This window comes from Falsirhodobacter xinxiangensis, from assembly GCF_004959935.1.
GTDB classification, from domain to species: Bacteria; Pseudomonadota; Alphaproteobacteria; order Rhodobacterales; family Rhodobacteraceae; genus Falsirhodobacter; species Falsirhodobacter xinxiangensis.
In genome coordinates this window covers 42,855-66,750 of record NZ_SMYN01000011.1, presented here as the reverse complement: position 1 = coordinate 66,750, position 23,896 = coordinate 42,855, and the positions used below count along the sequence as shown (strand labels likewise).

General features: G+C 65.2%; 24 protein-coding genes. 20 read left to right on the top strand and 4 right to left on the bottom strand.

Annotation, left to right across the window (positions count from 1 at the left end; all coding sequences use genetic code 11):
- Positions 1–44: 44 nt before the first annotated feature.
- From E2K76_RS13670 to E2K76_RS13660, 3 genes are read right to left on the bottom strand one after another with little or no spacing between them, the layout of a single operon-like run.
- The gene (locus E2K76_RS13670; protein ID WP_136684913.1) at positions 45–1,130 is read right to left on the bottom strand and encodes an iron-containing alcohol dehydrogenase; all 1,086 of its coding nucleotides are present in this window, start codon (positions 1,128–1,130) and stop codon (positions 45–47) included.
- The gene (gene pdxA / locus E2K76_RS13665) at positions 1,127–2,074 is read right to left on the bottom strand and encodes a 4-hydroxythreonine-4-phosphate dehydrogenase PdxA (RefSeq protein ID WP_136684912.1); all 948 of its coding nucleotides are present in this window, start codon (positions 2,072–2,074) and stop codon (positions 1,127–1,129) included. The genes E2K76_RS13670 and pdxA overlap by 4 nt, the downstream gene beginning before the upstream one ends.
- Entirely contained in the window at positions 2,071–3,219 is a 1,149-nt protein-coding gene (locus E2K76_RS13660; RefSeq protein ID WP_136684911.1) for a sialidase family protein, read from the bottom strand. The genes pdxA and E2K76_RS13660 overlap by 4 nt, the downstream gene beginning before the upstream one ends.
- A 240-nt stretch (positions 3,220–3,459) precedes the next feature.
- On the opposite strand from E2K76_RS13660, the gene E2K76_RS13655 reads away from it, so the two are divergent.
- The 10 genes from E2K76_RS13655 to E2K76_RS13610 all read left to right on the top strand — a co-directional run bounded on the left by E2K76_RS13655 (position 3,460) and on the right by E2K76_RS13610 (position 13,114).
- Entirely contained in the window at positions 3,460–4,956 is a 1,497-nt protein-coding gene (locus E2K76_RS13655; protein ID WP_136684910.1) for an ABC transporter substrate-binding protein, read from the top strand.
- A gap of 54 nt (positions 4,957–5,010) precedes the next feature.
- Positions 5,011–5,886 carry a dihydrodipicolinate synthase family protein gene (locus E2K76_RS13650; RefSeq protein WP_136684909.1) on the top strand — a complete coding sequence of 292 codons (876 nt, stop codon included), beginning with the start codon at positions 5,011–5,013 and terminating at the stop codon, positions 5,884–5,886.
- Positions 5,886–6,836, top strand: coding sequence for an NAD(P)-dependent oxidoreductase (locus tag E2K76_RS13645; protein ID WP_136684908.1), 951 nt, complete (start codon positions 5,886–5,888; stop codon positions 6,834–6,836). Before E2K76_RS13650 ends, E2K76_RS13645 begins: the two co-directional genes overlap by 1 nt.
- Positions 6,833–7,840 (top strand): Ldh family oxidoreductase, encoded by a 1,008-nt coding sequence (locus E2K76_RS13640; protein WP_136684907.1) that lies wholly within the window; start codon positions 6,833–6,835, stop codon positions 7,838–7,840. Before E2K76_RS13645 ends, E2K76_RS13640 begins: the two co-directional genes overlap by 4 nt.
- Entirely contained in the window at positions 7,837–8,799 is a 963-nt protein-coding gene (locus E2K76_RS13635; RefSeq protein WP_136684906.1) for a four-carbon acid sugar kinase family protein, read from the top strand. Before E2K76_RS13640 ends, E2K76_RS13635 begins: the two co-directional genes overlap by 4 nt.
- A complete protein-coding gene (locus tag E2K76_RS13630; protein WP_136684905.1) occupies positions 8,796–9,494 on the top strand; it encodes a FadR/GntR family transcriptional regulator in 699 nt (232 codons plus the stop codon). Before E2K76_RS13635 ends, E2K76_RS13630 begins: the two co-directional genes overlap by 4 nt.
- Positions 9,495–9,779: 285 nt before the next feature.
- Positions 9,780–9,989, top strand: a complete 210-nt coding sequence (locus E2K76_RS13625) for a hypothetical protein (RefSeq protein ID WP_136684904.1) — start codon at positions 9,780–9,782, stop codon at positions 9,987–9,989.
- Between the two features lie 71 nt (positions 9,990–10,060).
- Positions 10,061–10,456, top strand: a complete 396-nt coding sequence (secG, locus tag E2K76_RS13620) for a preprotein translocase subunit SecG (protein WP_136684903.1) — start codon at positions 10,061–10,063, stop codon at positions 10,454–10,456.
- Between the two features lie 160 nt (positions 10,457–10,616).
- Complete coding sequence (locus tag E2K76_RS13615; protein ID WP_136684902.1) at positions 10,617–12,260, top strand: CTP synthase; 1,644 nt, start codon at positions 10,617–10,619, stop codon at positions 12,258–12,260.
- A gap of 47 nt (positions 12,261–12,307) precedes the next feature.
- Positions 12,308–13,114, top strand: coding sequence for a glycosyl transferase (locus E2K76_RS13610; RefSeq protein ID WP_136684901.1), 807 nt, complete (start codon positions 12,308–12,310; stop codon positions 13,112–13,114).
- Positions 13,115–13,145: 31 nt separating this feature from the next.
- On the opposite strand, the gene E2K76_RS13605 is transcribed toward E2K76_RS13610, so the two are convergent.
- Positions 13,146–14,450 carry an MFS transporter gene (locus tag E2K76_RS13605; protein ID WP_136684900.1) on the bottom strand — a complete coding sequence of 435 codons (1,305 nt, stop codon included), beginning with the start codon at positions 14,448–14,450 and terminating at the stop codon, positions 13,146–13,148.
- Positions 14,451–14,567: 117 nt separating this feature from the next.
- Here E2K76_RS13605 and rlmJ point away from each other — a divergent pair, with 117 nt between their 5' ends.
- From rlmJ to E2K76_RS13555, 10 genes are all read left to right on the top strand, one after another.
- On the top strand, positions 14,568–15,338 hold the full coding sequence (gene rlmJ, locus E2K76_RS13600; protein WP_136684899.1) for a 23S rRNA (adenine(2030)-N(6))-methyltransferase RlmJ: 771 nt from the start codon (positions 14,568–14,570) through the stop codon (positions 15,336–15,338).
- A gap of 33 nt (positions 15,339–15,371) precedes the next feature.
- Positions 15,372–15,806, top strand: coding sequence for a tellurite resistance TerB family protein (locus E2K76_RS13595; protein WP_136684898.1), 435 nt, complete (start codon positions 15,372–15,374; stop codon positions 15,804–15,806).
- A 107-nt stretch (positions 15,807–15,913) separates the two neighbouring features.
- A complete protein-coding gene (locus E2K76_RS13590; RefSeq protein ID WP_169053311.1) occupies positions 15,914–16,690 on the top strand; it encodes an ABC transporter ATP-binding protein in 777 nt (258 codons plus the stop codon).
- 19 nt (positions 16,691–16,709) lie between these two features.
- Positions 16,710–17,432 carry a transporter substrate-binding domain-containing protein gene (locus E2K76_RS13585; RefSeq protein WP_136684896.1) on the top strand — a complete coding sequence of 241 codons (723 nt, stop codon included), beginning with the start codon at positions 16,710–16,712 and terminating at the stop codon, positions 17,430–17,432.
- A gap of 13 nt (positions 17,433–17,445) precedes the next feature.
- Complete coding sequence (locus E2K76_RS13580; RefSeq protein ID WP_136684895.1) at positions 17,446–18,330, top strand: ABC transporter permease; 885 nt, start codon at positions 17,446–17,448, stop codon at positions 18,328–18,330.
- Positions 18,327–19,169 carry an ABC transporter permease gene (locus E2K76_RS13575; protein WP_136684894.1) on the top strand — a complete coding sequence of 281 codons (843 nt, stop codon included), beginning with the start codon at positions 18,327–18,329 and terminating at the stop codon, positions 19,167–19,169. The genes E2K76_RS13580 and E2K76_RS13575 overlap by 4 nt, the downstream gene beginning before the upstream one ends.
- A gap of 3 nt (positions 19,170–19,172) precedes the next feature.
- Positions 19,173–20,510, top strand: coding sequence for a glutamine synthetase family protein (locus E2K76_RS13570; protein ID WP_136684893.1), 1,338 nt, complete (start codon positions 19,173–19,175; stop codon positions 20,508–20,510).
- Positions 20,511–20,552: 42 nt separating this feature from the next.
- A complete protein-coding gene (locus tag E2K76_RS13565) occupies positions 20,553–21,230 on the top strand; it encodes a type 1 glutamine amidotransferase (RefSeq protein ID WP_136684892.1) in 678 nt (225 codons plus the stop codon).
- A 3-nt stretch (positions 21,231–21,233) separates the two neighbouring features.
- On the top strand, positions 21,234–22,589 hold the full coding sequence (locus E2K76_RS13560) for a glutamine synthetase family protein (protein ID WP_136684891.1): 1,356 nt from the start codon (positions 21,234–21,236) through the stop codon (positions 22,587–22,589).
- Complete coding sequence (locus E2K76_RS13555; protein ID WP_136684890.1) at positions 22,586–23,863, top strand: NAD(P)/FAD-dependent oxidoreductase; 1,278 nt, start codon at positions 22,586–22,588, stop codon at positions 23,861–23,863. The genes E2K76_RS13560 and E2K76_RS13555 overlap by 4 nt, the downstream gene beginning before the upstream one ends.
- Positions 23,864–23,896: the final 33 nt, after the last annotated feature.

Below are 23,896 nucleotides of genomic sequence, written 5' to 3'. Positions count from 1 at the left end.
CGATCCGTTGCAGGGGTATGACGCGCCACGCCCGGCTTTATTCCCTAGAAAGCCGCATGATAGATCGCCAGCACCTCCGCCTCGCTCATGTCGCGCGGATTGTTGTCCATCAGGCGGCGGATGGCATGGGCGTCGCTGGCAAAGCGGGCCAGTTGATCCTCGGTCGCGCCATGGGCGGACAGGCGCATCTCGATCCCCATATCCGCGCAGAACCGATGCGCGGCCCCGGCCAGATCGCCGGACAGGCCAAGCGCGCGGGCAACCTCCGCCGTCTTCGCCTCGGCGACGGGTTGGTTGAAGGCCAGCACATGCGGAAAGATGATCGCATTCGCCAGCCCATGCGGCAGATGCAGAAGCGTGCCCAGCGGATAGGCCAGCGCATGTCCCGCCGCCGTGTTCACCGGACCCAGACAAATGCCGCCATAGAAGGAGGCCAGCATCATCCCCTCGCGCGCCTCGGTATCGGTGCCGTCCTGAACCGCGCGGGCAAGGAACCGACCCACGAGGTCGATCCCCATGCGCGCGAACCCGTCGATCACCGGATGGGCGTTGCGGTTGGTGAACGCCTCGACGCAATGGGCCATCGCATCGACGCCGGTGGCCGCCGTCACAGCGGGCGGCACGCTGAAGGTCAGTTCCGGGTCCAGCACGGCAAGGTCTGCGATCAGATGCGGGCTTTCGACCGCGATCTTGGACCCTGCCACCGGATCGGTGATCAGCGCGCGGATGCCAGCCTCGGACCCCGTCCCCGCCGTGGTCGCAACCTGCACCAGCGCAGAACGCCGCCCGGCGACCTTGTTCGGCCCCGCCACATCCCGCAGCGTCTGGTCCCCGTCCCACATCGCCGCGACCAGCTTGGCCACGTCCATGACCGAACCGCCGCCCAGACCCACGACGATATCGGGCCGAACGTCACGCGCCGCCGCCAGCGCGGCGTCAAGACAGGCGATGTCCGGCTCGCCCGGAATGTCGCTGAAGACGGTCACGTCCGACAGGCCCAACCGATCCGCGAAAGACGCGGTATGCGGCGTCGCCAGCACGAAGGTGCGCCCTTGCATCGCGCCGACCTTCGCAACCGCGCCCGCGCCGATTTCCAGCCGTTTCGGCAGGTGGATGGTGATGTTCCTCATGCTTTCCCCGCGACCAGCTTGCGCGCATAGGCGATGGCTTCATTCATGTTGCCGTGGTTGGCGATGCCCTTCCCGGCAATGTCGAAGGCGGTGCCGTGATCGACCGAAGTGCGGTCGATCGGCAGCTCGACCGAGACGTTGACCGCCGTGTCGAAGGCCACCAGCTTGATCGGAATGTGCCCCTGATCGTGATACTGCGCGACCACCAGATCGAAGGCCCCGGAATAGGCGCGGTGGAACACGGTATCGGCGGAAATCGGGCCCGCGGCGTCGATCCCCTCGGCGCGGGCGGCTTTGACGGCGGGGCCGATCTGGTCGTCATCCTCGGTCCCGAACAGCCCGTTTTCGCCGCAATGGGGGTTGATGCCCGCGACCGCGATGCGCGGGGCTTCGATGCCGATGCGCTTCAGATGGGCGTTCCCGGCGCGAATCGTGGCCAGGACCCGCTCGGTCGTCGCGCGCTTGATCGCATCCTTCAGTGACACGTGGGTGGACACGTGGATGACCTTCAGCCGCTCGGACGCCAGCAGCATATAGGCCGCCGCCGATCCGGTCAGCGAGCGCAACATCCCCGTGTGCCCGTCATAGTGGTGGCCCGCAAGGTTCAGCGCCTCCTTGTTGATCGGGGCGGTGACGATGCAGCCGATGGTCCCGGCTTCGGCATCGCGGACGGCCTTTTCGATGAAACGAAACGCCGCATCCCCCGCCACCGGCGAAAGTTGCCCCCAGGGCAGCGGCGCATTCTCGATGGGCAGGTCCACGACGTGACCCTCAAGATCCACATCGCAGCCGACGGCTTTCTTCGCCGCCTCCAGCGTGGCGCGGTTGCCATAGATGCGCGTGCGGGCGCGGTCCGCGTCCGACATGTCGCGCAGGGCCTTCACGCTGATCTCGGGTCCGACGCCCGCAGGGTCGCCCATGGTGATGCCGATGATGTCGCTCATGCCTTTGCCTCCCAGCCCGGCGACAGCCGGACATATTTGATCGCGCGCCGATGATAGGTGTAGGTGATGTGAAGCGTCCCGTCCGGCGCCTGAAGCAGCCAGGGATAGGACATCTCCTTGTTGCGCCCGTCGGTGGAATCGTTCGACAGGCAGGTGCCGGGGCCATCCTCGATCACGATCCGCTGCGCAAAGGTGCGCCCACCGTCGTCCGACAGGCAGACCGCGACCGGCGCGCGCGGCACACCCCAGATCGGCACGCAGCCGCCTGTCGGGTCGGCATCGGGACGGTCGTCATCCTCGCCCAGCTCGTCATAAAGCGAGGCGCGGCGGTCGGCGCTGGCAGCCCCCGAGGCGAGGTTGCAGATCACCGCGATCCTGTCGCCAACCCGGATCGCCGCGATGGAGGAATTGTTGTTCGGCAGATCCGTCGCCACCGGCGCCTGCCAGACGCCGGCCACCAGATCGCTGCGGAACACGTGGTCGGCCTGACGGCGACGATAGAAGGCGGCATCCCCTGCCGGGCTCATATGCACGCAGCCGATGCTGTCCGGCACAGGCTCCAGCGTCCAGGTCGCACCGCCATCGGTCGAAATCCCCATCGCCGCATCGTCATGGCTGCCGTTCCACTTCTGCCCCGGACGCGAGACGCAGCGGAAGATCGGCAAGAGCCACGCCCCATCGTCCCGCACCGTCACGTTGCCGCGCACGAAACAACCGCGCGGCAGGTCCAGAAACCGCCCCTCGCCCGCCGTCACGCCATCTTCGTCGCGGGCCAGCGGCGCCATGCGGATGCGGCATTCGTCCTGATTGCCAGAGGGTTGCGAGGTGTGCAGCAGCCACATCTGCCCGTCCGGCGCATGGAACACGACCGGGTTCTGTTCCGAATGGTCGGGATCATGCGACAGTTTCCGCACCGGCCCCCAGCGCCCTGCCCCAGCCTCCAGCACGCTGGCATGGATCGAGATGTCGGATTTTCCCTCCAGCGTGCCGCCGAACCAGACGCAAAGCAGGGCGCCATCCTCCAGCAGCGACAGGAAAGACGCGTGGTTCTGGATCATCGGCGAGGGCAGGAACGCCTCGGCCCGCCCTTCGGCAACAGGGCGGACGACTCCCGTCATCGCCTGTTCGATCTGCGCTGGCGTCATCGATTCCTCCCTCTCGGCAACGGGGAGAGATTCGGAGTAAATCATAAAGTTGTCAAGTTACCATTTCTGCATGTGCGAAGAGCAAACCGGTCCACAACATTGTTTATATTGTGTTTAATTACAGGTTTCGATCACATATAACCATACTTGTTGACAACATATCTCAATCCTTCCATGACTTGTAACAGCTTCACATGCGGCAAGAGGAGGCCGCTCCGAACATCTTCTGGGAGGTAGATGATGAAGACCAAGCTTGCCCTCGGCGCGCTGATGCTCGCCACGAGCCTGACGCCCGCCCTTGCCGCAGACACCGACATCCGCGTCGTGCTGAGCGAGGATCTGGACCTGATCGAACCTTGCATGGCGACCCGGTCCAACATCGGCCGCGTCATCCTGCAGAACGTGAACGAGACGTTGACCGAATACGACACCCGCGAAGGCAAAGGCATCCTGCCGCGCCTTGCAACCGAATGGGAGCAGACAGACACCGGCTGGCGTTTCCACCTGCGCGAAGGGGTCACCTTCTCGGACGGCAGCACCTTCGATGCGCGCGACGTGAAGCATTCCTTCGACCGCGCCATGAGCAGCGAGATCAGCTGCGAGACGCCGCGTTACTTCGGCGGCATGACGGTCGAGGCGACGGTGGTGGACGATCACACCATCGACTTCACCGCCGATCCGGTGCAGCCGATCCTGCCGCTGCTTCTGTCGCTGGTCACCATCGTTCCCGAGGAAACCCCGGTCGAATTCACCCGCACCCCCATCGGCACCGGCCCCTACGAGCTGACCGACTGGACCCCCGGCCAGCAGATCGTGCTGACCCGCCGCGACGGGTATTGGGGCGACCAGCCCACCGTCACCTCGGCCACCTACCTGTTCCGCAGCGACCCTTCGGTTCGTGCCGCGATGGTGGAGACGGGCGAGGCCGACCTTGCGCCCTCCATCTCGGACGTAGATGCGACCAACCCCGAGACGGATTTCAGCTACCTCAACTCCGAAACCGTCTATCTGCGGCTGGATCATTCCGTTGCGCCGATGAACGACGTGCGCGTGCGCCGCGCGTTGAAGATGGCCATCGACCGCGAGGCATTCGTCGGCACCGTCATGGCACCGGGGACCGAGATCGCGACCGCGCTCGTGCCGCCGACCACCGCAGGCTGGAACCCGGATGTCGTGCCGACCGCCTATGACCTCGAAGGCGCGCAGGCGCTGCTGGAGGAAGCCAAGGCCGACGGCGTTCCCGTCGACACGCCCGTCAAGATGATCGTGCGCACCGGCAACTTCCCCGGCGTGACCGAAGTGGCCGAAGCCATCGGCCAGATGCTGAACGAAGCGGGCTTCAACATCGAGTTGCAGATGGTCGAAGTGGCCGAGCACGAGAAGTATTACTCCAAGCCCTTCCCCGAAAACGTCGGCCCCTACATCCTGATGGCGATGCATGACAACGACAAGGGCGACCCTGTCTTCACCATGTTCTTCAAATACGACACCGAAGGCCGCCAATCCGGAACCGCCGATCCGACGGCGGACCAGATGATCGCCGCCGCGCAGGCCGCCACCGGAGAGGAACGCGCCAAGCTCTGGTCCGACCTGATCGCATATCTGCATGACGACATCGCCGCCGATGCCCCGCTGTTCCACACGGTCGGCTTCACGCGGGTCGGCACGCGGCTCGACTTCAAGCCGACGATTGCGACGAACTCGCAACTGCAACTCCAGCAGATCGGCTTCAAGTAAGCCGCCTTCCCGGGCGGACGCCTCCCCCGCCCGGGACCCTTTCAGGAGCATCCGATGACCAAAGAAGCCTTCGTCGCACTCGTCACCTGTTTCAACGATGACGAGACGATCAATTTCGACGCCACCCGCGCGCAGGTCCGCCGCCAGGTTTCCGCCGGAAACAACATCATGTGCGCCGGGACCAACGGCGATTTCACCGCCCTGACCTTCGACGAGAAGGTCGCCCTGACCGAAGCCGTCGCGGACGAGGTGGCGGGCCGCGCGAAGATCATCGTGAACGCCGGAATGCCCGCGACGTATGAGACGGTCCTGCTGGCAAAGGAATTCGATCGGATCGGCGTGGACGGCATCGCGGTCATCACCCCCTTCTTCATCGCCTGCACGCAGGACGGGATGATCCGCCACTTCACCGCCGTCGCCGATGCGGTGAACACGCCCGTCTATCTTTACGACATCCCCGCCCGCACCCAGAACCACATCGAACCGGCCACCGCCAAGACGCTGTCGGCGCATGGCAACATCGCGGGCATCAAGGATTCGGGCGGCGCGCAGGACACGCTGGAGGAATACCTCGCGCTGGCCAGCGATGATTTCGCCGTCTATTCCGGCCCAGACCATCTGGTGCATTGGTCGCTGCAGAACGGGGCCAAGGGCTGCATCTCGGGGCTTGGCAACGTGCTGCCCGAGGTTCTGGCCGCCATCATCCGCGCCTTCAACGCGGGGGATCAGGCAGAGGCCGCCAAGCAGCAGGAGATCTTCGGCAACTTCCGCAAGGACCTCTACGGCCTCGGTTATCCCCCGGCGCTGGTGAAGCGCGCGCTTTACCTGATGGACAACTCGGTTGGTGCCAGCCGCCAGCCCGCTTTGCTTCCCGATCCGGCGCAGGACGCCAAGATCGCCGAGATCCTCAAGAAATACGCGCTGCTCTGATGGTCAAGGTGCTGACCACCTCGCCCGGCTTCGGCAAGCATGGGCGCGTGCCGGAACGGCTGGCGGCGACCGGATGGGACTTCGTGCGCGCCGCGACCGAGGCGGAGGTGATGGACCAGATCGGCGACGCGGACTTTCTGGTCGTGGGGCTGGTCGGCACGACGCAGGGAATGCTCTCGGCGGGCACGCGACTGAAGGGCGTTCTGAAACATGGCGTGGGCGTGGACAATATCGACATCCCCGCCTGCACCGCGTGCGGGCTTCCGGTGACAAACACGCCGGGCGCGAATGCCGATGCCGTGGCGGAACTGGCCGTCGGGCTGCTCTTCGCCATGGCCCGCAGCATTCCCGAAGGCCATGTCTCCGTCACCTCGGGCGGATGGGACCGGCGCGTCGGCACCGAGGTGGGCGGCAAGGTTCTGGGCATCGTCGGTCTGGGCAATATCGGCCGCAGCCTTGCGATCAAGGCGCGGGGGCTGGGCATGACGGTGATCGCGACCGATCCCCATGCCGACCGCGACTTCGCCGCCGCCCATAGCATCGTGCTGACCGATCTGGACGGGGTGCTGGTCGCCTCGGATTACCTGTCGATCCATGTCTTCGGCGGCAAGGACAATGCCGCGCTGATCGGGATGCCGCAGATCGTGCGGATGAAGCCCGGCGCGCGGATTTTGAACCTCGCGCGGGGCGAGGTGGTGGATCTGGACGCAGTGAACCTTGCGCTGACCACCGGCCACCTGGGCGGCGCGGCCATCGACGCCTATGCGTCCGAACCGCCGGACCGCAGCCATCCGGTCTTCGCCAACCCCAAGGCGGTCTTCATGCCCCATTCCGGTGCCGACACGCTGGAGGCGTTCGAGAATGTCGGGCTGATGAACATCGCCGACATGGAAACCATTCTTGCAGGCGGACGCCCCGCGCGCACCCTCAACCCCGAGGTTTTCGCATGACCCATACCGCCGACCATCTGCGCGATCTGGCGCTGGATCTGTTCAACCGCGCAGGGCTTGCCCCCGAAAAGGCAGCATCCGTCGCGCGGTTTCTGGTCGAGGCCGATCTGATGGGCCACACCACCCACGGGCTGGCGTTGGCACCTTGGTATCTGCAATCCATCCGCGACGGAGTGATGACCAAGGATGGCACGCCGGAAATCGTCTCGGACCGCGGCGCGGCCGTCTGCTGGAACGGCAAGCGTCTGCCGGGGGCATGGCTGGTGGAGCAAGGGCTGCTGCTGGCTTGCGAGCGGGCGGTGGAACACGGCACCTGCACGCTGGTCATCGGCGACAGCCATCATATCGGCGCGCTGGCCGCCTATCTGTCGCTGGCGACGGATCGGGGGCTGATGGTGTCGATCGCGTCGTCTTCGCCCTCGGGGGCGCAGGTTGCGCCGTTCGGCGGCACGCGCGGCGTCTTCACGCCGGACCCGGTGGCCTATGGCATTCCGACGCCGGGCGATCCGATCCTGATCGACATCTCGGCCTCGATCACGACGGCGAACATGGCCCAGCGCATGATCCGCGAAGGTCGGCAGTATGACCACGACTGGGCGATGGACAGGAACGGCGATCTGACCCGCGATCCCAAGGCGATCATGGATGGCGGATCGCTGCTTCCCACCGGCGGTCTGGACCACGGGCAGAAAGGCTATGGCATGGCCCTGTCGGTCGAGGCGCTGACCCAGGGCCTTGCGGGTTACGGCCGCGCGGATGCGCCCAAGGGCACCAACGCCGCCGTCACCATCACCGTCCACGACCCCGAGGCGTTCGGCGGGCGCGAGGCCTTCCTGCGCCAGACGGGCTGGCTGGCGGATGCCTGCCTCGCCTCGCCGCCCCGCGATCCGGCCCGCCCAGTGCGTTTGCCGGGACAGGCTGCGCTGGCCCGCAAGCGCCGTGCGCTGGAACAGGGGGTCGATCTCTACCCCGGCATCTACGACGCATTGCTGGCCGAGGGATGATCCGCCTTGCCATCATCGCCGACGATCTGACGGGCGCGCTGGACGCCGCCGCCCCCTTCGCCGGGCGCGGGCTGCGCACCTGCGTCGCCCTGTCGCCCGAAGCCTTGCCCGAGGCGTTGGAGGCGGAGGTGGTGGCCGTCAGCACCCGCTCGCGCGAGATTTCTCCGGATGCGGCGCGGGCGGCAGTGGAACTGGCGCTGTCGGCCCTGCCCCCCGGCACCCGCATATTCAAGAAGATCGACAGCCGCATGAAGGGCAACATCGCCGCCGAACTGGCCGCGATCCCGGCAAAGCGGATGCTGGTCGCCCCGGCCATCCCGGATTTCAGTCGCGTGGTGCGGAACGGCCATGTGCAAGGCTTCGGCGTGGACACCCCCATCGCCATCGCGCCGTTGCTTGGCCGCGCGGCCGAGATTCCCGATACGCAAACCGAAGCCGACATGGCCGCGCTGAATACCGATGACGCGCTGCTGGTCGGCGCGCGCGGGTTGGCCGAGGCTCTGGCGATGCGCCTGACAGGCCGCGCAGCCTCGACGCCAAAGTTGGCGGGGCCGCGCGGGCTGCTGGTGATCGGCTCTCGCGATCCGATCACCATGGCGCAGATCGCGGCCACGGGAATCGCGCCGACGCCCGCCCCGAACGGGATGATCCCGGACACTGCGGGTCTGCTGGTTCAGGCGACCCCCGGCGCGACGGTCGAAGACCCCGCCACCGTCGCCGCGAACCTCGCCCGCGGGATCATGGCGCTGCCCCGCCCCGACACCCTGTTCCTGACGGGCGGCGCCACGGCCGAGGCCGTGCTGTCCGGCCTTGGCATCCGCACACTGCAGCTTCTGGGCGAATGCCTGCCCGGCCTTCCGGTCGCGCGGGCGGGCGGCATGACCATCGTTGCCAAATCCGGCGGTTTCGGCGACACGAACACTCTGGCAAGGATCGCGAGGATGATCGGGGACGCATGATGCAGACGGCGGGGCGCAGGAACCTTGGCGAAATCGTGTTCGACCGGATGCAGCGCGCAATCAAATCCGGCTCCTATGCCCCGGACGAGCGGCTGCCGACCGAACACGACCTTGCCGCGGAGTTCGAGGTTTCGCGCCCCATCGTGCGCGAGGCGTTGCAGAAGCTTCGCGATCAGGGGCTGATCTACTCCCGGCGCGGGGCGGGCAGTTTCGTGCGCGCCATCGGGGTCAAGCAGCCGCTGGGTTTCGGCGCGCTGGAAAACGTGGCCGATCTGATGAACTGCTATGAATTTCGCGTGACGATGGAGCCGGAGGCAGCCGCCCTTGCCGCCGAACGCCACGATGCGGCGACGCTTGCGCCCATATCCGCCGCGCTGCACCTGATGCGCGATGCGACCAACCGGCAGTCCCACCGCGAAGATGCCGATTTCCAGTTCCACCTCGCCATCGCACTCGGCTCCGAAAACCCGTATTTCGCCACGTCGATGGAGGCGCTGAAGGATCACATCGCCGCGGGCATGCGGTTCCACGGCGCCTCGATCAAACGTGACGAGAGCGGGCTTTCGACCGTCTTTTCCGAACACGCGCAGATCCATGCCGCGATCCGCGACCGGGATTCGGCCACGGCACGCCAGCTGATGCGCGAACATCTGATCGGCTCGCGAGAGCGGGTGTTCGAAAAGCGCCGGCCCTAGATCGGCCAGACCTCGTCATCCTTGGCGGTTTGTGTCTCGGGGGTTGCAGTCGTGCGCATCCAGAAGATGCGCAGGAAAGACGCGAACGGAAACGTCATGATCTATACTCGGTAAAAAGGTCACGGGTTCAAATGCCGTTCTCATACCACGGATTTCGCAAGCGTCGCAGGGAAATCGACGGGCCGATCGGCGGCTTTCCGGACATGCCGGAAAAGCCTAGTGGCAGGCCGCATCGGCGCGTCGTATTTCTGTCGCATCTTAATGACTGCCAGCGGAAGCCCTGCCGTGCCGGAAGATCAACGCATCATCGACCTTGAACGGGAACTGATCGAAACGCGGCGCGCGGCCGTGTCGATCATCACTGGCCTGACCGAAGCACAAAGCGCGGCGGACAGGCTTCAGATCGCCGACGGGCTGGACCGCTCGGCAACCGAATGCGACGCGACCCGCGCGCGCCTTTCGCGCCTGATCGCTGCGGCCTTGCGCCGGGGATAGGGCATTAAGGGTTGCGGGCGCGCCCTCTTGATTCTAGATAGGCGCGTCATCATCCGAAGGCCCGGCTCCGTATGGAAAACGTCATCCTCACCGTTCACCTGATCCTCGCGCTCCTGCTCGTGGGGGTCGTGCTGCTGCAACGGTCGGAAGGCGGCGGGCTTGGCATGGGCGGCGGCGGTGGCGGTGGCGCCATGACCGGGCGGCAGGCGGCGAACGCGCTGACCCGCGCGACCTGGGTTCTGGCGGCGGCGTTCATCTGCACCTCGATCGCGCTGACGGTTCTGGCGGCGGCAGGTTCGGGCGGCGGTTCGGTCATCGACCAGATCGGTGGACAGGCCCCCGGCCAGCCCGACACGACCGCCCCGGCAGGCAGCGACCTGCTGCCCCCCACGCCGAACGCACAGCCGTTGACCCCGCCGCGCGCGGACGATGCGGCCCCGGCGGTTCCGCAAACTCCGGCCAACTGATCCACCACACATCGGCGGGCGACCTGCCCGCCAGACACCGTTTTGCGGGTGTCGGGTTGCGAAGGGGTCCACCCTCGGCTATATCCCGACTCCCGTGATGTTGCGTTTCCGGAGTTCCGAATCGCAACCTTGAAATGCATTCTCACGGGAGCAACCACGCATGGCGCGATACGTATTCATCACCGGCGGCGTGGTGTCCTCTTTGGGCAAGGGCCTTGCCTCGGCTGCCTTGGGCGCGCTTTTGCAGGCCCGCGGCTATACCGTCCGTCTGCGCAAGCTGGACCCCTACCTCAACGTCGATCCCGGCACGATGAGCCCGTTCGAACATGGCGAGGTTTTCGTGACCGATGACGGGGCGGAGACCGACCTCGACCTTGGCCATTACGAACGCTTTACCGGCGTTGCCGCGCGCAAGACCGACAGCGTGTCCTCGGGCCGCATCTATTCCACGGTGCTGGAGAAGGAACGCCGCGGCGATTACCTTGGCAAGACGATTCAGGTGATTCCCCACGTCACGAACGAGATCAAGGACTTCCTTGCCGTGGGCGAGGATGAGGTCGATTTCATGCTGTGCGAGATCGGCGGCACTGTCGGCGACATCGAAGGGCTGCCCTTCTTCGAGGCGATCCGCCAGTTCGCGCAGGACAAGCCGCGCGGCCAGTGCATCTTCGCCCACCTGACGCTGCTGCCTTATGTCACCGCCTCGGGCGAGTTGAAGACGAAACCGACCCAGCACTCGGTCAAGGAACTGCGGTCGATCGGCATCGCGCCCGACGTGCTGCTGCTGCGGTCCGAACATCCGATCCCGGAGAAGGAGCGCGAGAAGATCGCGCTGTTCTGCAACGTCCGCAAGGAAGCCGTGATCGCCGCGCCGGATCTGAAGACGATCTATGAGGCCCCACTCGCCTATCACCGCGAAGGCTTCGATCAGGCTGTGCTGGACGCGTTCGGGATTTCCCCCGCGCCGAAACCCAACCTCGACCGCTGGACCGACGTGATGGACCGGCTGGAGAATGCCGAGGGCGAGGTCCGCGTCGCCATCGTCGGCAAATACACCCAGCTTGAGGATGCGTATAAGTCGATCGCCGAGGCGCTGACTCATGGCGGCATGGCCAACCGCACCCGCGTGAAGGCCGAATGGATCGACGCCGAACTGTTCGAGAATGACGATCCCACGCCGTTCCTGTCCAATTTCAACGCGATCCTCGTCCCCGGCGGCTTTGGCGAGCGTGGGACTGAGGGCAAGATCAAGGCGGCGCAATTCGCCCGCGAAAAGAACATCCCCTATCTTGGCATCTGTCTGGGCATGCAGATGGCCGTGATCGAAGCGGCGCGCAACCTTGCCAAGGTGACGGATGCAGGGTCGGAGGAGTTCGACCATGAACACGGCAAGAAGCGTTTCACCCCGGTCGTCTATCACCTGAAGGAATGGGTGCAGGGCAACCACGTCGTTGCACGCAAGGTCGGCGATGACAAGGGCGGCACCATGCGTCTGGGCGCCTATACCGCCGCGCTGAAGGAAGGCTCGCTGGTGTCCAAGGTCTATGGCGCGACCGAGATCGAGGAGCGTCATCGCCACCGCTACGAGGTGGACATCGCCTATCGCGACCAGCTCGAGGCTTGCGGTCTGACCTTCTCGGGGATGTCGCCTGATGGCCGCCTGCCCGAGATCGTGGAACTGAAGGACCACCCGTGGTTCATCGGCGTGCAATTCCATCCGGAGCTGAAATCCAAGCCCTTCGCGCCGCACCCGCTGTTCTCGGGCTTCGTGCGCGCTGCGATGGACGCAAGCCGCCTTGTTTGACTTCCGCGCTCCTTGCCGTCATTTCGGGTGATGGCAAGGAGACCACGATGAAGAAACAGATCATCTGCATCAACTGGGGCACCAAATACGGCCCCCCCTTCATCAACCGCCTTTATGCGATGGTGGCGCGCAACATCACGCCGCCCTTCAGCTTCACCTGTTTCTGCGATGATCCGACCGGCATCCGCCCCGAGGTCGATTGCCAGCCTTTGCCGGAAATCGACTATAAACTGCCGGTCACGAAAAAGGGCATCTGGCCGAAGTCGCGGCTGTGGGGGGAACGCCTCGGCACGCTGGAAGGTCCGGTCCTGTTCATGGATCTGGATCTGGTCATCACCGGCAGCCTTGACGATTTCTTCACCTATGGCGATCCCGATCAGGTGATCCTGTCGCGCAACCCCGCCAAACCGTTCGAGCGGCTGGGCCAGACATCCGTCTTCCGCTTTCCTGTCGGCAAGCTGGCCCCGATGCAGGCGAAATTCGCCGCGAACGCCCAAGCCATCGCCGAGGAATATGTCTGGGAGCAGCGCTTCGTCACCCGCAACGCGCCGGGCGGGGTGGACCTGTTCCCCAAGGCATGGGTGCGGCACTTCCGGTATCAGTGCATCCCGCCCTTCCCGCTGAACTTCGCCCTGACGCCGCGGCTGCCGAAGGATGCGCGGATCGTGATCTTTCCCGGCGGCGTCTTTCCCGAACAGGCGATCAAGGGCGGCTGGCTGGAGCGCGAGGGGTGGAGCCTTGGCAAGCACCTGTCGCATACGTTCAAAGGGCCGCATCACGACGGGTCCACGTGGCGCTATCTGCGGCACTGGATGAAGCCGACACCATGGGTCGGCGACGCCTGGCGCGAATGAAAAAGGCCGCCCCGAGGGGCGGCCTTCGTTTTCAGACTTCGCCCTTCCGGGACCCCCAGATGCACAGCAGCGTGATCAACGCCGCGGCACAGAGGTAATACCCGACCGCGTGCAACCCATAATTCGCGTTCAGATAGGTCGCGGCATAGGGCGCCAGCGACGCGCCGAAGATGCCCGCGAAGTTGAAGGTCAGAGACGACCCGGTATAGCGGACCCGCGTGGGGAAGGGAGCCGCCAGCGCAGCGCCGATCACGCCATAGGTCATCCCCATCAGCGCCAGACCGATCACCACGAAGACCAGCGTTCCGCCCAGACCCGCCTGCAACAGCGGCGCAAGCGCGAACGAGAACACGGCGATCAGGATCGTCGTCACCGTCAGAACCTCGCGCCGACCATAGCGGTCGGCCAGCAGCGCCGAAACCGGGATGGTCAGACCGAACACGACCGAACCCAGCACCTGGATCTCCAGCGCGCGAACCAGCGGCATCCCGACGATGCGCGTGTTGTAGGACAGAAGATAAGCCGAGCCGATGTAGAACAGCACGAAGGTCGCCAGCGCGACGAAGGTGCCGAGGATCAGACTGCGCTTGTGGCTCTTGAACACCTCGGCCACCGGAACGGCGACGCGTTCGTCCCGCTCGATCGCCTTCTGGAAGTCCGGCGTTTCGGTGATCGACAGACGCACCCAAAGCCCGATGAAGATCAACAGCGACGAGGCGAGGAACGGCGCACGCCACACGCCGCTTTGGGCGATCCATTCGTTCGCACCCTCGTTCGGCGCGAAATACAGGATGAACAGGAACACCAACGAGGCCAGGAACAGCCCGACCGGCGCACCCAGTTGCGGGAACATGCCATACCAGCTTTTCTTGCCCGGAGGTGCGTTCTCCGTCGCCATCAGCACCGCCCCGCCCCATTCACCGCCAAGGCCGAAGCCCTGACCGAACCGGCACAGCGCCAGGAACAGCGGTGCCCAGACGCCGATGGTGGCGTGGGTCGGCAGCAGCCCGATGATGACGGTGGAAATACCCATCGTCAGAAGCGCCGCCACCAGCGTCGCCTTGCGTCCGATCCGGTCGCCGAAATGGCCGAACACGATCGCGCCGAAGGGCCGCGCAAAGAACGCGATGGAGAAGGTGGCAAAGGATGCCAGCAGCGCCGTCATGTCATCCGTGCCGGGGAAGAACAGCGCCGGGAACACCAGCACCGCCGCAATGGCATAGATGTAGAAGTCATAGAATTCGATGGTCGTGCCGATCAGGCTTGCCGCCAGCACGCGCGAAGGCTTGTTCAGCGGCTGCGTGGCCGTCGGCCCCGGCGAGGTGATATCGGTCATAGGATTGATCCGGTGTTGTTAGACAGGCCGCGTTAGCGCAATCTTGCACCGATTCCAACCCCAATCGCATTACGATTGTTACTTTCCTTTGCGCGCGCCAGCCGGTAGGCACGGCTCATGCTGTCCTATCAACACATCTATCACGCCGGAAATCTTGCAGACGTGCAGAAACATGCACTGCTTTGCTTCATGCTGGATTACATGGCGCAGAAGGACAAGCCGATCAGCTATATCGAGACGCATTCTGGCCGCGCGCTCTATCACCTCGACGCTGCCGAGGCCGTGAAGACCGGCGAGGCTGAAAAGGGGATCGCGGCGCTGGCCAAGGCATTCCCCAAGGATCACCCCTATATCCGGCATCTTGCAACGGTGCGCGAGCTGCATGGCAAGACCGCCTATCCCGGATCGCCGCTGCTGGCCGCGCTGTGCCTGCGCGACGGCGACGCGCTGCATCTGGCGGAACTGCACCCGCAGGAACATGCCGCGCTGACCGATGTGATGGGACGTTGGGGCGCGAATATCCACAAGCGCGACGGCTATGAATTCGCCATCGCGGCGACGCCCCCGACCCCGCGCCGGGGGTTCATGCTGATCGACCCCTCGTATGAGGTGAAGGCCGATTACGACGCAATCCCGAAGCACATCGCCGCCGTGGCAAGGAAATGGAACGTGGGCACCATCGCTCTTTGGTATCCGCTGCTGGCCAATGCCGCCCATATCGGAATGCTGGCGGAACTGTCCGAACGCTTCCCCGACGCCCTGCGGCACGAGGTCCGTTTCCCCCCCGTGCGCGAGGGACACAAGATGATCGGATCGGGCATGTTCGTCATCAATCCGCCCTATGGCACGGCGGATGAGGCAAAACGCCTCTCACGCCTTTTTGCCTAGATTTCCGGGGCGGTTTGCGCCACATACGCTGCCATGTTCGAAGCCCTGATCCGCAGCCTTACCGCCCCGTCGCCGCGCCGTCTGCCGGAACCTGACAGCCGCCTTGCGCTGGCTGCCCTTCTGGTGCGCATCGCCCGTGCCGACGGAAACTACTCGCAGGCCGAAGTTGCGCGGATCGACAGGGTGCTGGCCCACCGCCACGGGCTGACGCCCACGGACGCGCAGGCCCTGCGCAGCCAGGCCGAGGCGCTGGAGGCCGAGGCCCCCGACACCGTCCGCTTCACCCGCGCGCTGAAGGATGCCGTCGCGGTCGAGGATCGCGACAGCCTGATGCAGGCGCTGTGGGCGGTCGCGCTGGCCGATGGGCGCGACGACAACGAGGATCAGTTGCTGCGCCTCGTCTCGTCGCTTCTGGGGATCAGCGATCAGGACAGCGCCATCGCCAGACGCCGCGCCGAAGGGCAATAAACGCAGCCCTTCGCGGATTTGACCCGACGGCAATGCCTTACGCGTTGCATTGTGGCCAATTCTGCGCCCTACTTTCCCCATAAGCCCAGCGCGACGAGCGAGTGAACGTGACCAACGCCCCTGCCCCGGTTATCGAAATCCGGAACCTGCACAAATCCTACGGCAATCTGGAGGTGCTGAAGGGCGTCGATCTGACGGCCCCGCGCGGGCATGTCATCTCGCTCATCGGATCGTCCGGGTCGGGGAAATCGACGCTTCTGCGCTGCTGCAACCTCTTGGAAGACAGCCAGCAGGGCGAGATCCGGTTCGAGGGCGAGCCAGTCCGCTGGCGCGGAGACGGCGCTTTGCGCCAGCCCGCCGACCGGGCGCAGGTCATGCGCATCCGCACGAACCTGTCGATGGTGTTCCAGCAATTCAACCTGTGGTCCCATATGACCATCCTTCAGAACGTGATGGAAGCGCCCGTCACCGTCCTTGGCCGCCCGAAGGCGGAGGTGGAGGAAAAGGCGCGCATGTATCTGGCGAAGGTGGGCATTGGCGATAAGGCCGATGCATGGCCCGCCCAGCTTTCGGGCGGCCAGCAACAGCGCGCCGCCATCGCCCGCGCCCTGTGCATGGAACCCCGTGCGCTTCTGTTCGATGAACCGACCTCCGCACTGGACCCGGAATTGGAGCAGGAGGTGATCCGCGTCATCAAGGCGCTGGCCGACGAAGGGCGCACGATGGTCATCGTCACCCATGACATGAAACTTGCCGCCGACGTGTCCGACCATACGATCTTCCTTCACCAAGGCCGGATCGAGGAGGAGGGCGCCCCCGAGGCCGTCTTCGGCAATCCGCAATCCACCCGCCTGCGCGGTTTCCTCTCCGCCGGCGGCCACTGATCTCTACAGGGAGCTAAAAATGAAGAAACTGATCCTTTCCGCCGCCTTTGCCGCTCTGGCTGCCGGCGGTGCCCTTGCACAGGACACCGTGCGCATCGCGACCGAGGGGGCCTACCCTCCCTTCAACTTCATCAACGACGCGGGCAAGCCCGACGGGTTCGAGGTGGAGCTGTTCACCTCGCTGTGCGAAGCGGCCGAGCTGACCTGTGAATGGGTCACGACCGATTGGGACAGCATTATCCCCAACCTGCAATCGGGCAACTATGACGCCATCGCCGCGGGCATGAGCATCACCGAAGAGCGCAAGGCCGTCATCGACTTCACGCAGGCCTATTACCCGGCGACCTTCTCGGCCTATGCCGCGCCGTCGGCGGATGCGGACCTGTCGGGCGTCGTCGCCGCGCAGGTGAACACGATCCAGGCCGCCCATGTGGCCGAGACCGACGCGACGCTGCTGGAATTCGCGACCCCGGACGAAGCCGTCGCCGCCGTCCGCAACGGCGAGGCGGATGCCGTCTTTGCCGACAACGACTTCCTGAAGCCGGTGGTGGACGAATCGAACGGCGAATTCGTCTGGGCGGGCGAACAGATCCAGCTTGGCGAGGGCATCGGCCTCGGCATCCGCAAATCCGACACCGAACTGAAGGCCAAGTTCGATGCCGCCATCCAGACGGTCAAGGATGACGGCACGCTGAACGAGCTGCTGAAGAAGTGGTTCGGCGCCGACAGCGTGACCTTCTGATCCAAGGAACACGATGTTCGCCTATTGCGCCGATCCAAAGACCCTCGAAGGGTTTCAGTGGCTGTCATGCTATCTGACGACGGGAACGCATTTCTCGTTCTATGGATCGTTCCTGGTCGTGCTGGTGCTGCTGTTCGTCACGGCACCCGTGGCGCTGGCCTTCGGGTTCGGCGGGGCGATGGCGGCACGTTCGCCCGCCGCCCCGCTGCGCTGGCTGGGCAAGGGCTATATGGCCATGGTCCGGGGCGTGCCGGACATCGTGTTCTTTCTTTTCTTCATCATCGCGCTGGATCAGGGGTTCGAATGGCTGATGCATCAGGTGCGCTGCCCCGACTGGACCGATCCGATCCGTCAGGGGCTTGAGTTCCGCGTCTGCCCGCAGGCCAAGATCCCGCCCAACGCCGCGCCGCAGATGATCCACCAGATCTACAACTTCGGACTGGCGGTTGTGACCTTCGCCATCGTCTTCGGCGCATTCGCCGCGAATGTGCTGGCGGGTGCGATGTCCGCCGTTCCCCGCGCGCAGTTGGAGACCGGCGAGGCCTACGGCATGACCCAAGGCCAGGTCTTCCGCCGCATCATGGTGCCGCAGATGTGGATCTATGCGCTGCCGGGCCTGTCGAACCTGTGGCTGATCCTGATCAAGGCGACGCCGCTCTTGTTCATCCTTGGGATTCAGGACGCCGTCTATTGGGCGCGCGAGCTGGGCGGGTTCAAGTCGCAGACCTACAGCTATCCCCATCCCGACTGGCGGCTTTGGTATTTCCTTGGGCTGCTGATCTTCTATCTGCTGATGACCCGCGTTTCGGAAATCGTGCTGGGCCGCATCACGCGCCGCCTGACCCACGGTCAGGCCACGGCGGCGGGCGAGGCGCAGCGCAAGGGGGCGCTGGCATGACCTGCTGGGAAACCGTTCAGGCTTACGGCCTCCGCTCGCTCGGCTATGGCGAAAGGCTTCTCCCGCGCGAGGGGTATGACCTGTGCCAGCAATTCACGCTGATCGGCTCGGGCCTGATCTGGAACATCTATTTCGGGGTGCTGGCGCTGGCGGCGGGGTTCTTTCTTGCCATCGGGCTGGCGCTGGCGAAGGGTTCGTCCCGGCTCTGGCTGCGCAAACCGGCGGACTGGTTCGTCTTCGTCTTCCGCGGATCGCCCCTGTTCATTCAGTTCTTCCTTGCCTACCAGCTTCTGGTGCTGCTGCCGCGCGATGGCATCCAGCTTCCCTTGGGCCTGTTCACGCTGACCATCGGCACCGACTGGGTGACGAAGGCATGGGCCGGGGCGCTGCTGGTGCTGTTCCTGAACACCGCCGCCTATAGTGCGGAAATCTTCCTCGGCGCGCTGCGGTCGATCCCCAAGGGAGATCTGGAGGCCGCGGATGCCTATGGCCTGACCGGGTGGAAGAAGTTCCGCCGCATCCAGTGGCCGACCATGCTGCGCCTCGCCTGGCCCGCCTATACCAACGAGGCGATCTTTCTGTTCCATGCCACGACGCTGGTGTTCTTCTCGGGCTTCCCGGCGTTCCAGCAGCGGGGGGACGCGCTTTATTACGCCAGCTTCTTCGCGGGCAAGACGTTCAACCCGTTCGTCTCCTATCCCATCGTCGCCTTCTATTTCATCTGCCTGACGCTGATCCTGATCTGGCTGTTCGGGCGGGTAAATGCGCGGCTGAACCGGCATGTGCCGTCCAACGCGCGGGTCCGCCGCGCAAGGCTTCTGCCCCAGATCGTAAGGTGAGTGATGAAAGACTGGCTGCGCAAACACCCCGAAGTTCGGACCATCCGCGTGGCAGCAGTCGATCTGAACGGACAGGCGCGGGGCAAGCGCGTTCCCGCCCGCTTTGCCGACAAGGTGGTGAAGGACGGCACGCGCTTTCCCTATTCCGCGCTGAACCTCGATATCTGGGGCGAGGATATCGACGACAGCCCGCTGGTATTCGAACAGGGCGATGCCGACGGCATCCTGCGCCCTACCGAACGCGGCTTCATGCCGATGCCGTGGCTGGAGGCGCCGACCGCCCTGCTGCCCATCTGGATGTTCCGAGAGGATGGCCGCCCCTATGACGGCGATCCGCGCCACGCCCTGCGCGCCGTGCTGGACCGTTACAAGGCGCGCGGCCTGACCCCGGTCTGCGCGGTGGAGCTGGAATTTTTCCTGATCGACGATTCCGGCAAGACGCTTCAGGTGCCGCCCTCCCCGCGTTCGGGCAAGCGGCGCAAGGCGGCGGAAACGCTGTCGATCCGCGCGCTGGATGCGTTCGACACCTTCTTCACCGACCTTTACGACGCGTGCGAGGCGATGGACATTCCCGCCGACACCGCCACCTCCGAAACGGGCCTCGGCCAGTTCGAGGTGAACCTGATGCATTGCGACGACGCCCTGCGCGCCGCCGACGATGCGTGGCTGTTCAAGCAACTGGTCAAGGGGCTGGCCCGCCGCCACGGCTTTGCCGCCAGCTTCATGGCGAAACCCTATCCCGAATATTCCGGGTCCGGGCTGCATGTGCATTTTTCCGTGCTGGACGCGCAGGGGCGCAACATCTTCGATGATGGCGGGGCGAAGGGCACGGATACGCTGCGCCACGCCGTTGCGGGCTGCCTGAACGCGATGCACGATTCTGCGCTGATCTTCGCGCCGCATTCCAACAGCTATGACCGGCTGGTGCCGGGCGCACATGCACCGACCGCGATCGCATGGGGATACGAGAACCGCACCGTCGCCATTCGCATCCCCTCGGGCAGCCCCGCCGCGCGGCGGATCGAACACCGGGTCGCGGGGGGCGACGTGAACCCCTATCTGCTGCTGGCCGCGATCCTCGGTGCCGCGCTGACGGGGATCGAGGATGCCGAGGAACCGCCCGCCCCCGTGACCGGCAACGCCTATGCGCTGGAGGATCTGGCCCAGATCCCGACCACATGGGAAGGCGCGATGCAGGCGTTCGAAACCAGCGCCGTCATGCCCCGCATCCTGCCGCGCGAATTGATCCGCAACTATACCCTGACCAAGCGGCAAGAGCTTCACTACATCGCCGAACTCTCGCCCGAGGAGCGGGTGGAGCTTTACCTCGACACGGTCTGAGCTTGCCAATAGGTTGGCGGCGAACAACCTTTGGACAATCACATGCTTATCGGCATCCTCCAGACCGGCTACGCCCCCGAAGACCTCCAGACCGCAAGCGGCGACTATCCCGACATGTTCGCGCGGATGCTGGCGGGTTACGGCTTCACCTTCCGCACATGGAAGGTGGTGGACATGGAGTTTCCCGCCTCGGTTCAGGACGCGGAGGGCTGGCTGATCACCGGCTCGCGCCACGGTGCCTACGAGGATCACGCCTTCATCCCGCCGCTGGAGGCGTTCATCCGCGACATCTATGCCGCGCATGTGCCGCTGGTCGGCATCTGCTTCGGCCACCAGATCATCGCGCAGGCGCTGGGCGGGCGGGTCGAGAAATTCGCGGGCGGCTGGTCGGTCGGCCCGTCCGATTATGATTTCGGCGGCGACACCGTTACGTTGAACGCATGGCATCAGGATCAGGTGGTCCAGCGTCCCGAAGGGGCCGAGGTTCTGGGAAGCTCCGGCTTTTGCGAGAACGCGGCGCTGGTCTATGATGACCGCGCGCTGACGGTGCAGGCCCATCCGGAATTCGACGACCGTTTCCTGCACGGGCTGATCGAAAAACGCGGACGCGGCACGGTGCCGGATGCGCTGATCGACCGCGCCGAAGGGCGGCTGGGCCAGCCGAATGGTGCGGGCACCATCGCGGCCCGCATCGCAGATTTCTTCAAACAGCCGAGGTGAGCCATGGCCGACTGGACCGAACAGCTTCCGCAGGCGGCGCGCAACTTCATCTCGGGCCGCCGATTGGACGAGGTCGAATGCATCGTGTCGGACATCGCCGGGGTCGCGCGCGGCAAGGCGATGCCCGCGTCCAAATTCGCGCGGCAGGCCAGTTTCTTCCTGCCGAACTCGATCTTTCTGCAAACCATCACCGGCGAATGGGCGGACAATCCCTCGGGCGCCTTCACTGAACCCGACATGATCCTGACGCCGGATTTTTCGACCGCCACCGCCGCGCCCTGGACCGCGGACGTGACAATTCAGGTCATCCACGATGCGCATGACCAATCCGGCAACCCCGTCCCCACCGCCCCGCGCAACGTGCTGAAACGGGTGGTGGAGCTTTACAACGCCGAAGGCTGGACCCCCATCGTCGCGCCCGAGATGGAATTCTTCCTTGTCGCGCGCAACATCGACCCGAACATGCCGATCATCCCGCCCATGGGCCGTTCGGGCCGCCGTGCCGCGGGCAAGCAGGCCTATTCCATGTCGGCGGTGGACGAATACGGCAAGGTCATCGACGACATCTACGATTTCGCCGAACTGCAAGGGTTCGAGATCGACGGCATCCTTCAGGAAGGCGGCGCGGGCCAGATCGAGATCAATCTTGCCCATGGCGACCCGGTGAAGCTGGCGGACGAGATCTTCTTCTTCAAACGCCTGATCCGCGAGGCCGCCCTGCGCCACGACTGTTTCGCCACCTTCATGGCCAAACCGATCGAGGGCGAGCCGGGGTCGGCCATGCATATCCACCATTCGGTCGTGGACAGCGCCACCGGGCAGAACATCTTTTCCGACGCCAAGGGGGCCGAGACCGAGGCCTTCCTGCATTTCATCGCCGGGATGCAGACCCACCTGCCCGCCGCCGTCGCGCTGCTGGCCCCTTACGTCAACAGCTACCGCCGCTACGTTCCCGACTTCGCCGCGCCGATCAACCTGGAATGGGGGCGCGACAACCGCACGACCGGGCTGCGCATCCCGATTTCCGGCCCCGACGCGCGGCGGCTGGAAAACCGTCTGGCGGGGATGGATTGCAACCCCTATCTCGGGATCGCGGCCTCGCTGGCCTGCGGCTATCTGGGGCTGAAGAACGGGCTGCTGCCGCGCCCCGAATGTATCGGCGACGCGTATAACGTGGAAACCGACCTGCCCTACAACCTTGGCGACGCGCTGGACCTTCTGGAGGAGAACGAGGCCCTGCGCGAGGTGCTGGGGCCAGAGTTCTGCGCCTATTACGACAGCGTCAAACGCAACGAATACAAAGAGTTCCTTCAGGTCATCAGCCCGTGGGAACGCGAACACCTGCTGCTGAACGTATGAACCTGCTGACCGCCAACGACCGTCCGGGGCAATACCCGCCGTCCTATTATGCGGCGACGGCCACGCCCCTTGCCCCGTTCGAGCGGGCAGAGGGTGATATGCGCGCCGATGTCTGCGTGATCGGCGGCGGCTATACCGGCCTGTCGGCGGCGCTGCATCTGGCGCAGCGCGGCTACGACGTGGTGTTGCTGGAGGCGCATCGCGTCGGCTTCGGCGCATCGGGGCGAAATGGCGGTCAGGTCGGTTCGGGCCAGCGTCTGGAACAGGACGCGCTGGAAAAGATGGTGGGCCTCGACGATGCCCGCAAGCTGTGGACGATGGGAGAGGATGCCAAGGCGCTGGTCCGCCGCCTGATCGCCGATCACGCGATGCCGGTCACCTTCCGCCCCGGCATCGCCCATGCCTGCCGCCATGACAGCGAAGTCGCCCATGCGCGCGCCTATGCCGAAAAGCTGTCGCGCGATTATGGCTACGATCAGGTGCAGCCGCTGGACCAGGTCGAACTGGCCGCGATGATCGGCACCGGCATCTACAAGGGCGGCGATATCGACCGGGGGGCGGGGCATATCCACCCGCTGAACTTCGCGCTGGGCCTTGCCCGGGCGGCAGCGGATGCAGGCGTCCGCATCCACGAGCGCAGCACCGTGACCGCGCGGACGGGGACGACCGTCGCCACCGACCGGGCGACCATCCGCGCCGATCACGTCATCCTCGCCTGCAACGCCTATCTTGGCGATCTTGAGCGACAGGTCGCGGCCAAGGTCATGCCGATCAACAATTTCATCATCGCGACCGAGCCGCTGCCGGGGCTGATGCAGCCGGTGGCGGTTGCCGATACCAAGTTCGTGGTGAATTACTGGCGCATGTCGGATGACGGGCGGCTGCTGTTCGGGGGCGGCGAGAGCTATGGCTACCGTTTCCCCGACATCGCCAAGACGGTCCGCAAACCGCTGCTGGAGGTCTACCCGCAGCTGAAGGACGCCCGGATCGACTACGCATGGGGCGGCACGCTGGGGATCACGATGAACCGGATGCCCTGCTTCACCCGGCCGGATGCGAACGTCTTCTCCGCCTCCGGCTATTCCGGGCATGGGGTGGCGATGGCGACGATGGCGGGCCGCGTGATCGCCGAAGCCGTGGCAGGCAATGCCGAACGGTTCGATCTGATGGCCCGCCTGCCGCAGCACCGTTTCCCCGGCGGCGCGGCGCTGCGCTGGCCGCTGCTGGTGCTGGCGATGACGTGGTATTCGATGCGCGACCGTCTGGGTCTGTGATTGCCCCCGCAAGGCCGCGCGGATAGCCTGTTG

Coding starts and splice junctions, on each gene's coding strand:
- E2K76_RS13670 (WP_136684913.1), bottom strand. CDS start 1,130: ATGAGGAACATCACCATCCACCTGCCGAAACGGCTGGAAATCGGCGCG.
- pdxA (WP_136684912.1), bottom strand. CDS start 2,074: ATGAGCGACATCATCGGCATCACCATGGGCGACCCTGCGGGCGTCGGA.
- E2K76_RS13660 (WP_136684911.1), bottom strand. CDS start 3,219: ATGACGCCAGCGCAGATCGAACAGGCGATGACGGGAGTCGTCCGCCCT.
- E2K76_RS13655 (WP_136684910.1), top strand. CDS start 3,460: ATGAAGACCAAGCTTGCCCTCGGCGCGCTGATGCTCGCCACGAGCCTG.
- E2K76_RS13650 (WP_136684909.1), top strand. CDS start 5,011: ATGACCAAAGAAGCCTTCGTCGCACTCGTCACCTGTTTCAACGATGAC.
- E2K76_RS13645 (WP_136684908.1), top strand. CDS start 5,886: ATGGTCAAGGTGCTGACCACCTCGCCCGGCTTCGGCAAGCATGGGCGC.
- E2K76_RS13640 (WP_136684907.1), top strand. CDS start 6,833: ATGACCCATACCGCCGACCATCTGCGCGATCTGGCGCTGGATCTGTTC.
- E2K76_RS13635 (WP_136684906.1), top strand. CDS start 7,837: ATGATCCGCCTTGCCATCATCGCCGACGATCTGACGGGCGCGCTGGAC.
- E2K76_RS13630 (WP_136684905.1), top strand. CDS start 8,796: ATGATGCAGACGGCGGGGCGCAGGAACCTTGGCGAAATCGTGTTCGAC.
- secG (WP_136684903.1), top strand. CDS start 10,061: ATGGAAAACGTCATCCTCACCGTTCACCTGATCCTCGCGCTCCTGCTC.
- E2K76_RS13615 (WP_136684902.1), top strand. CDS start 10,617: ATGGCGCGATACGTATTCATCACCGGCGGCGTGGTGTCCTCTTTGGGC.
- E2K76_RS13610 (WP_136684901.1), top strand. CDS start 12,308: ATGAAGAAACAGATCATCTGCATCAACTGGGGCACCAAATACGGCCCC.
- E2K76_RS13605 (WP_136684900.1), bottom strand. CDS start 14,450: ATGACCGATATCACCTCGCCGGGGCCGACGGCCACGCAGCCGCTGAAC.
- rlmJ (WP_136684899.1), top strand. CDS start 14,568: ATGCTGTCCTATCAACACATCTATCACGCCGGAAATCTTGCAGACGTG.
- E2K76_RS13595 (WP_136684898.1), top strand. CDS start 15,372: ATGTTCGAAGCCCTGATCCGCAGCCTTACCGCCCCGTCGCCGCGCCGT.
- E2K76_RS13585 (WP_136684896.1), top strand. CDS start 16,710: ATGAAGAAACTGATCCTTTCCGCCGCCTTTGCCGCTCTGGCTGCCGGC.
- E2K76_RS13580 (WP_136684895.1), top strand. CDS start 17,446: ATGTTCGCCTATTGCGCCGATCCAAAGACCCTCGAAGGGTTTCAGTGG.
- E2K76_RS13575 (WP_136684894.1), top strand. CDS start 18,327: ATGACCTGCTGGGAAACCGTTCAGGCTTACGGCCTCCGCTCGCTCGGC.
- E2K76_RS13570 (WP_136684893.1), top strand. CDS start 19,173: ATGAAAGACTGGCTGCGCAAACACCCCGAAGTTCGGACCATCCGCGTG.
- E2K76_RS13565 (WP_136684892.1), top strand. CDS start 20,553: ATGCTTATCGGCATCCTCCAGACCGGCTACGCCCCCGAAGACCTCCAG.
- E2K76_RS13560 (WP_136684891.1), top strand. CDS start 21,234: ATGGCCGACTGGACCGAACAGCTTCCGCAGGCGGCGCGCAACTTCATC.
- E2K76_RS13555 (WP_136684890.1), top strand. CDS start 22,586: ATGAACCTGCTGACCGCCAACGACCGTCCGGGGCAATACCCGCCGTCC.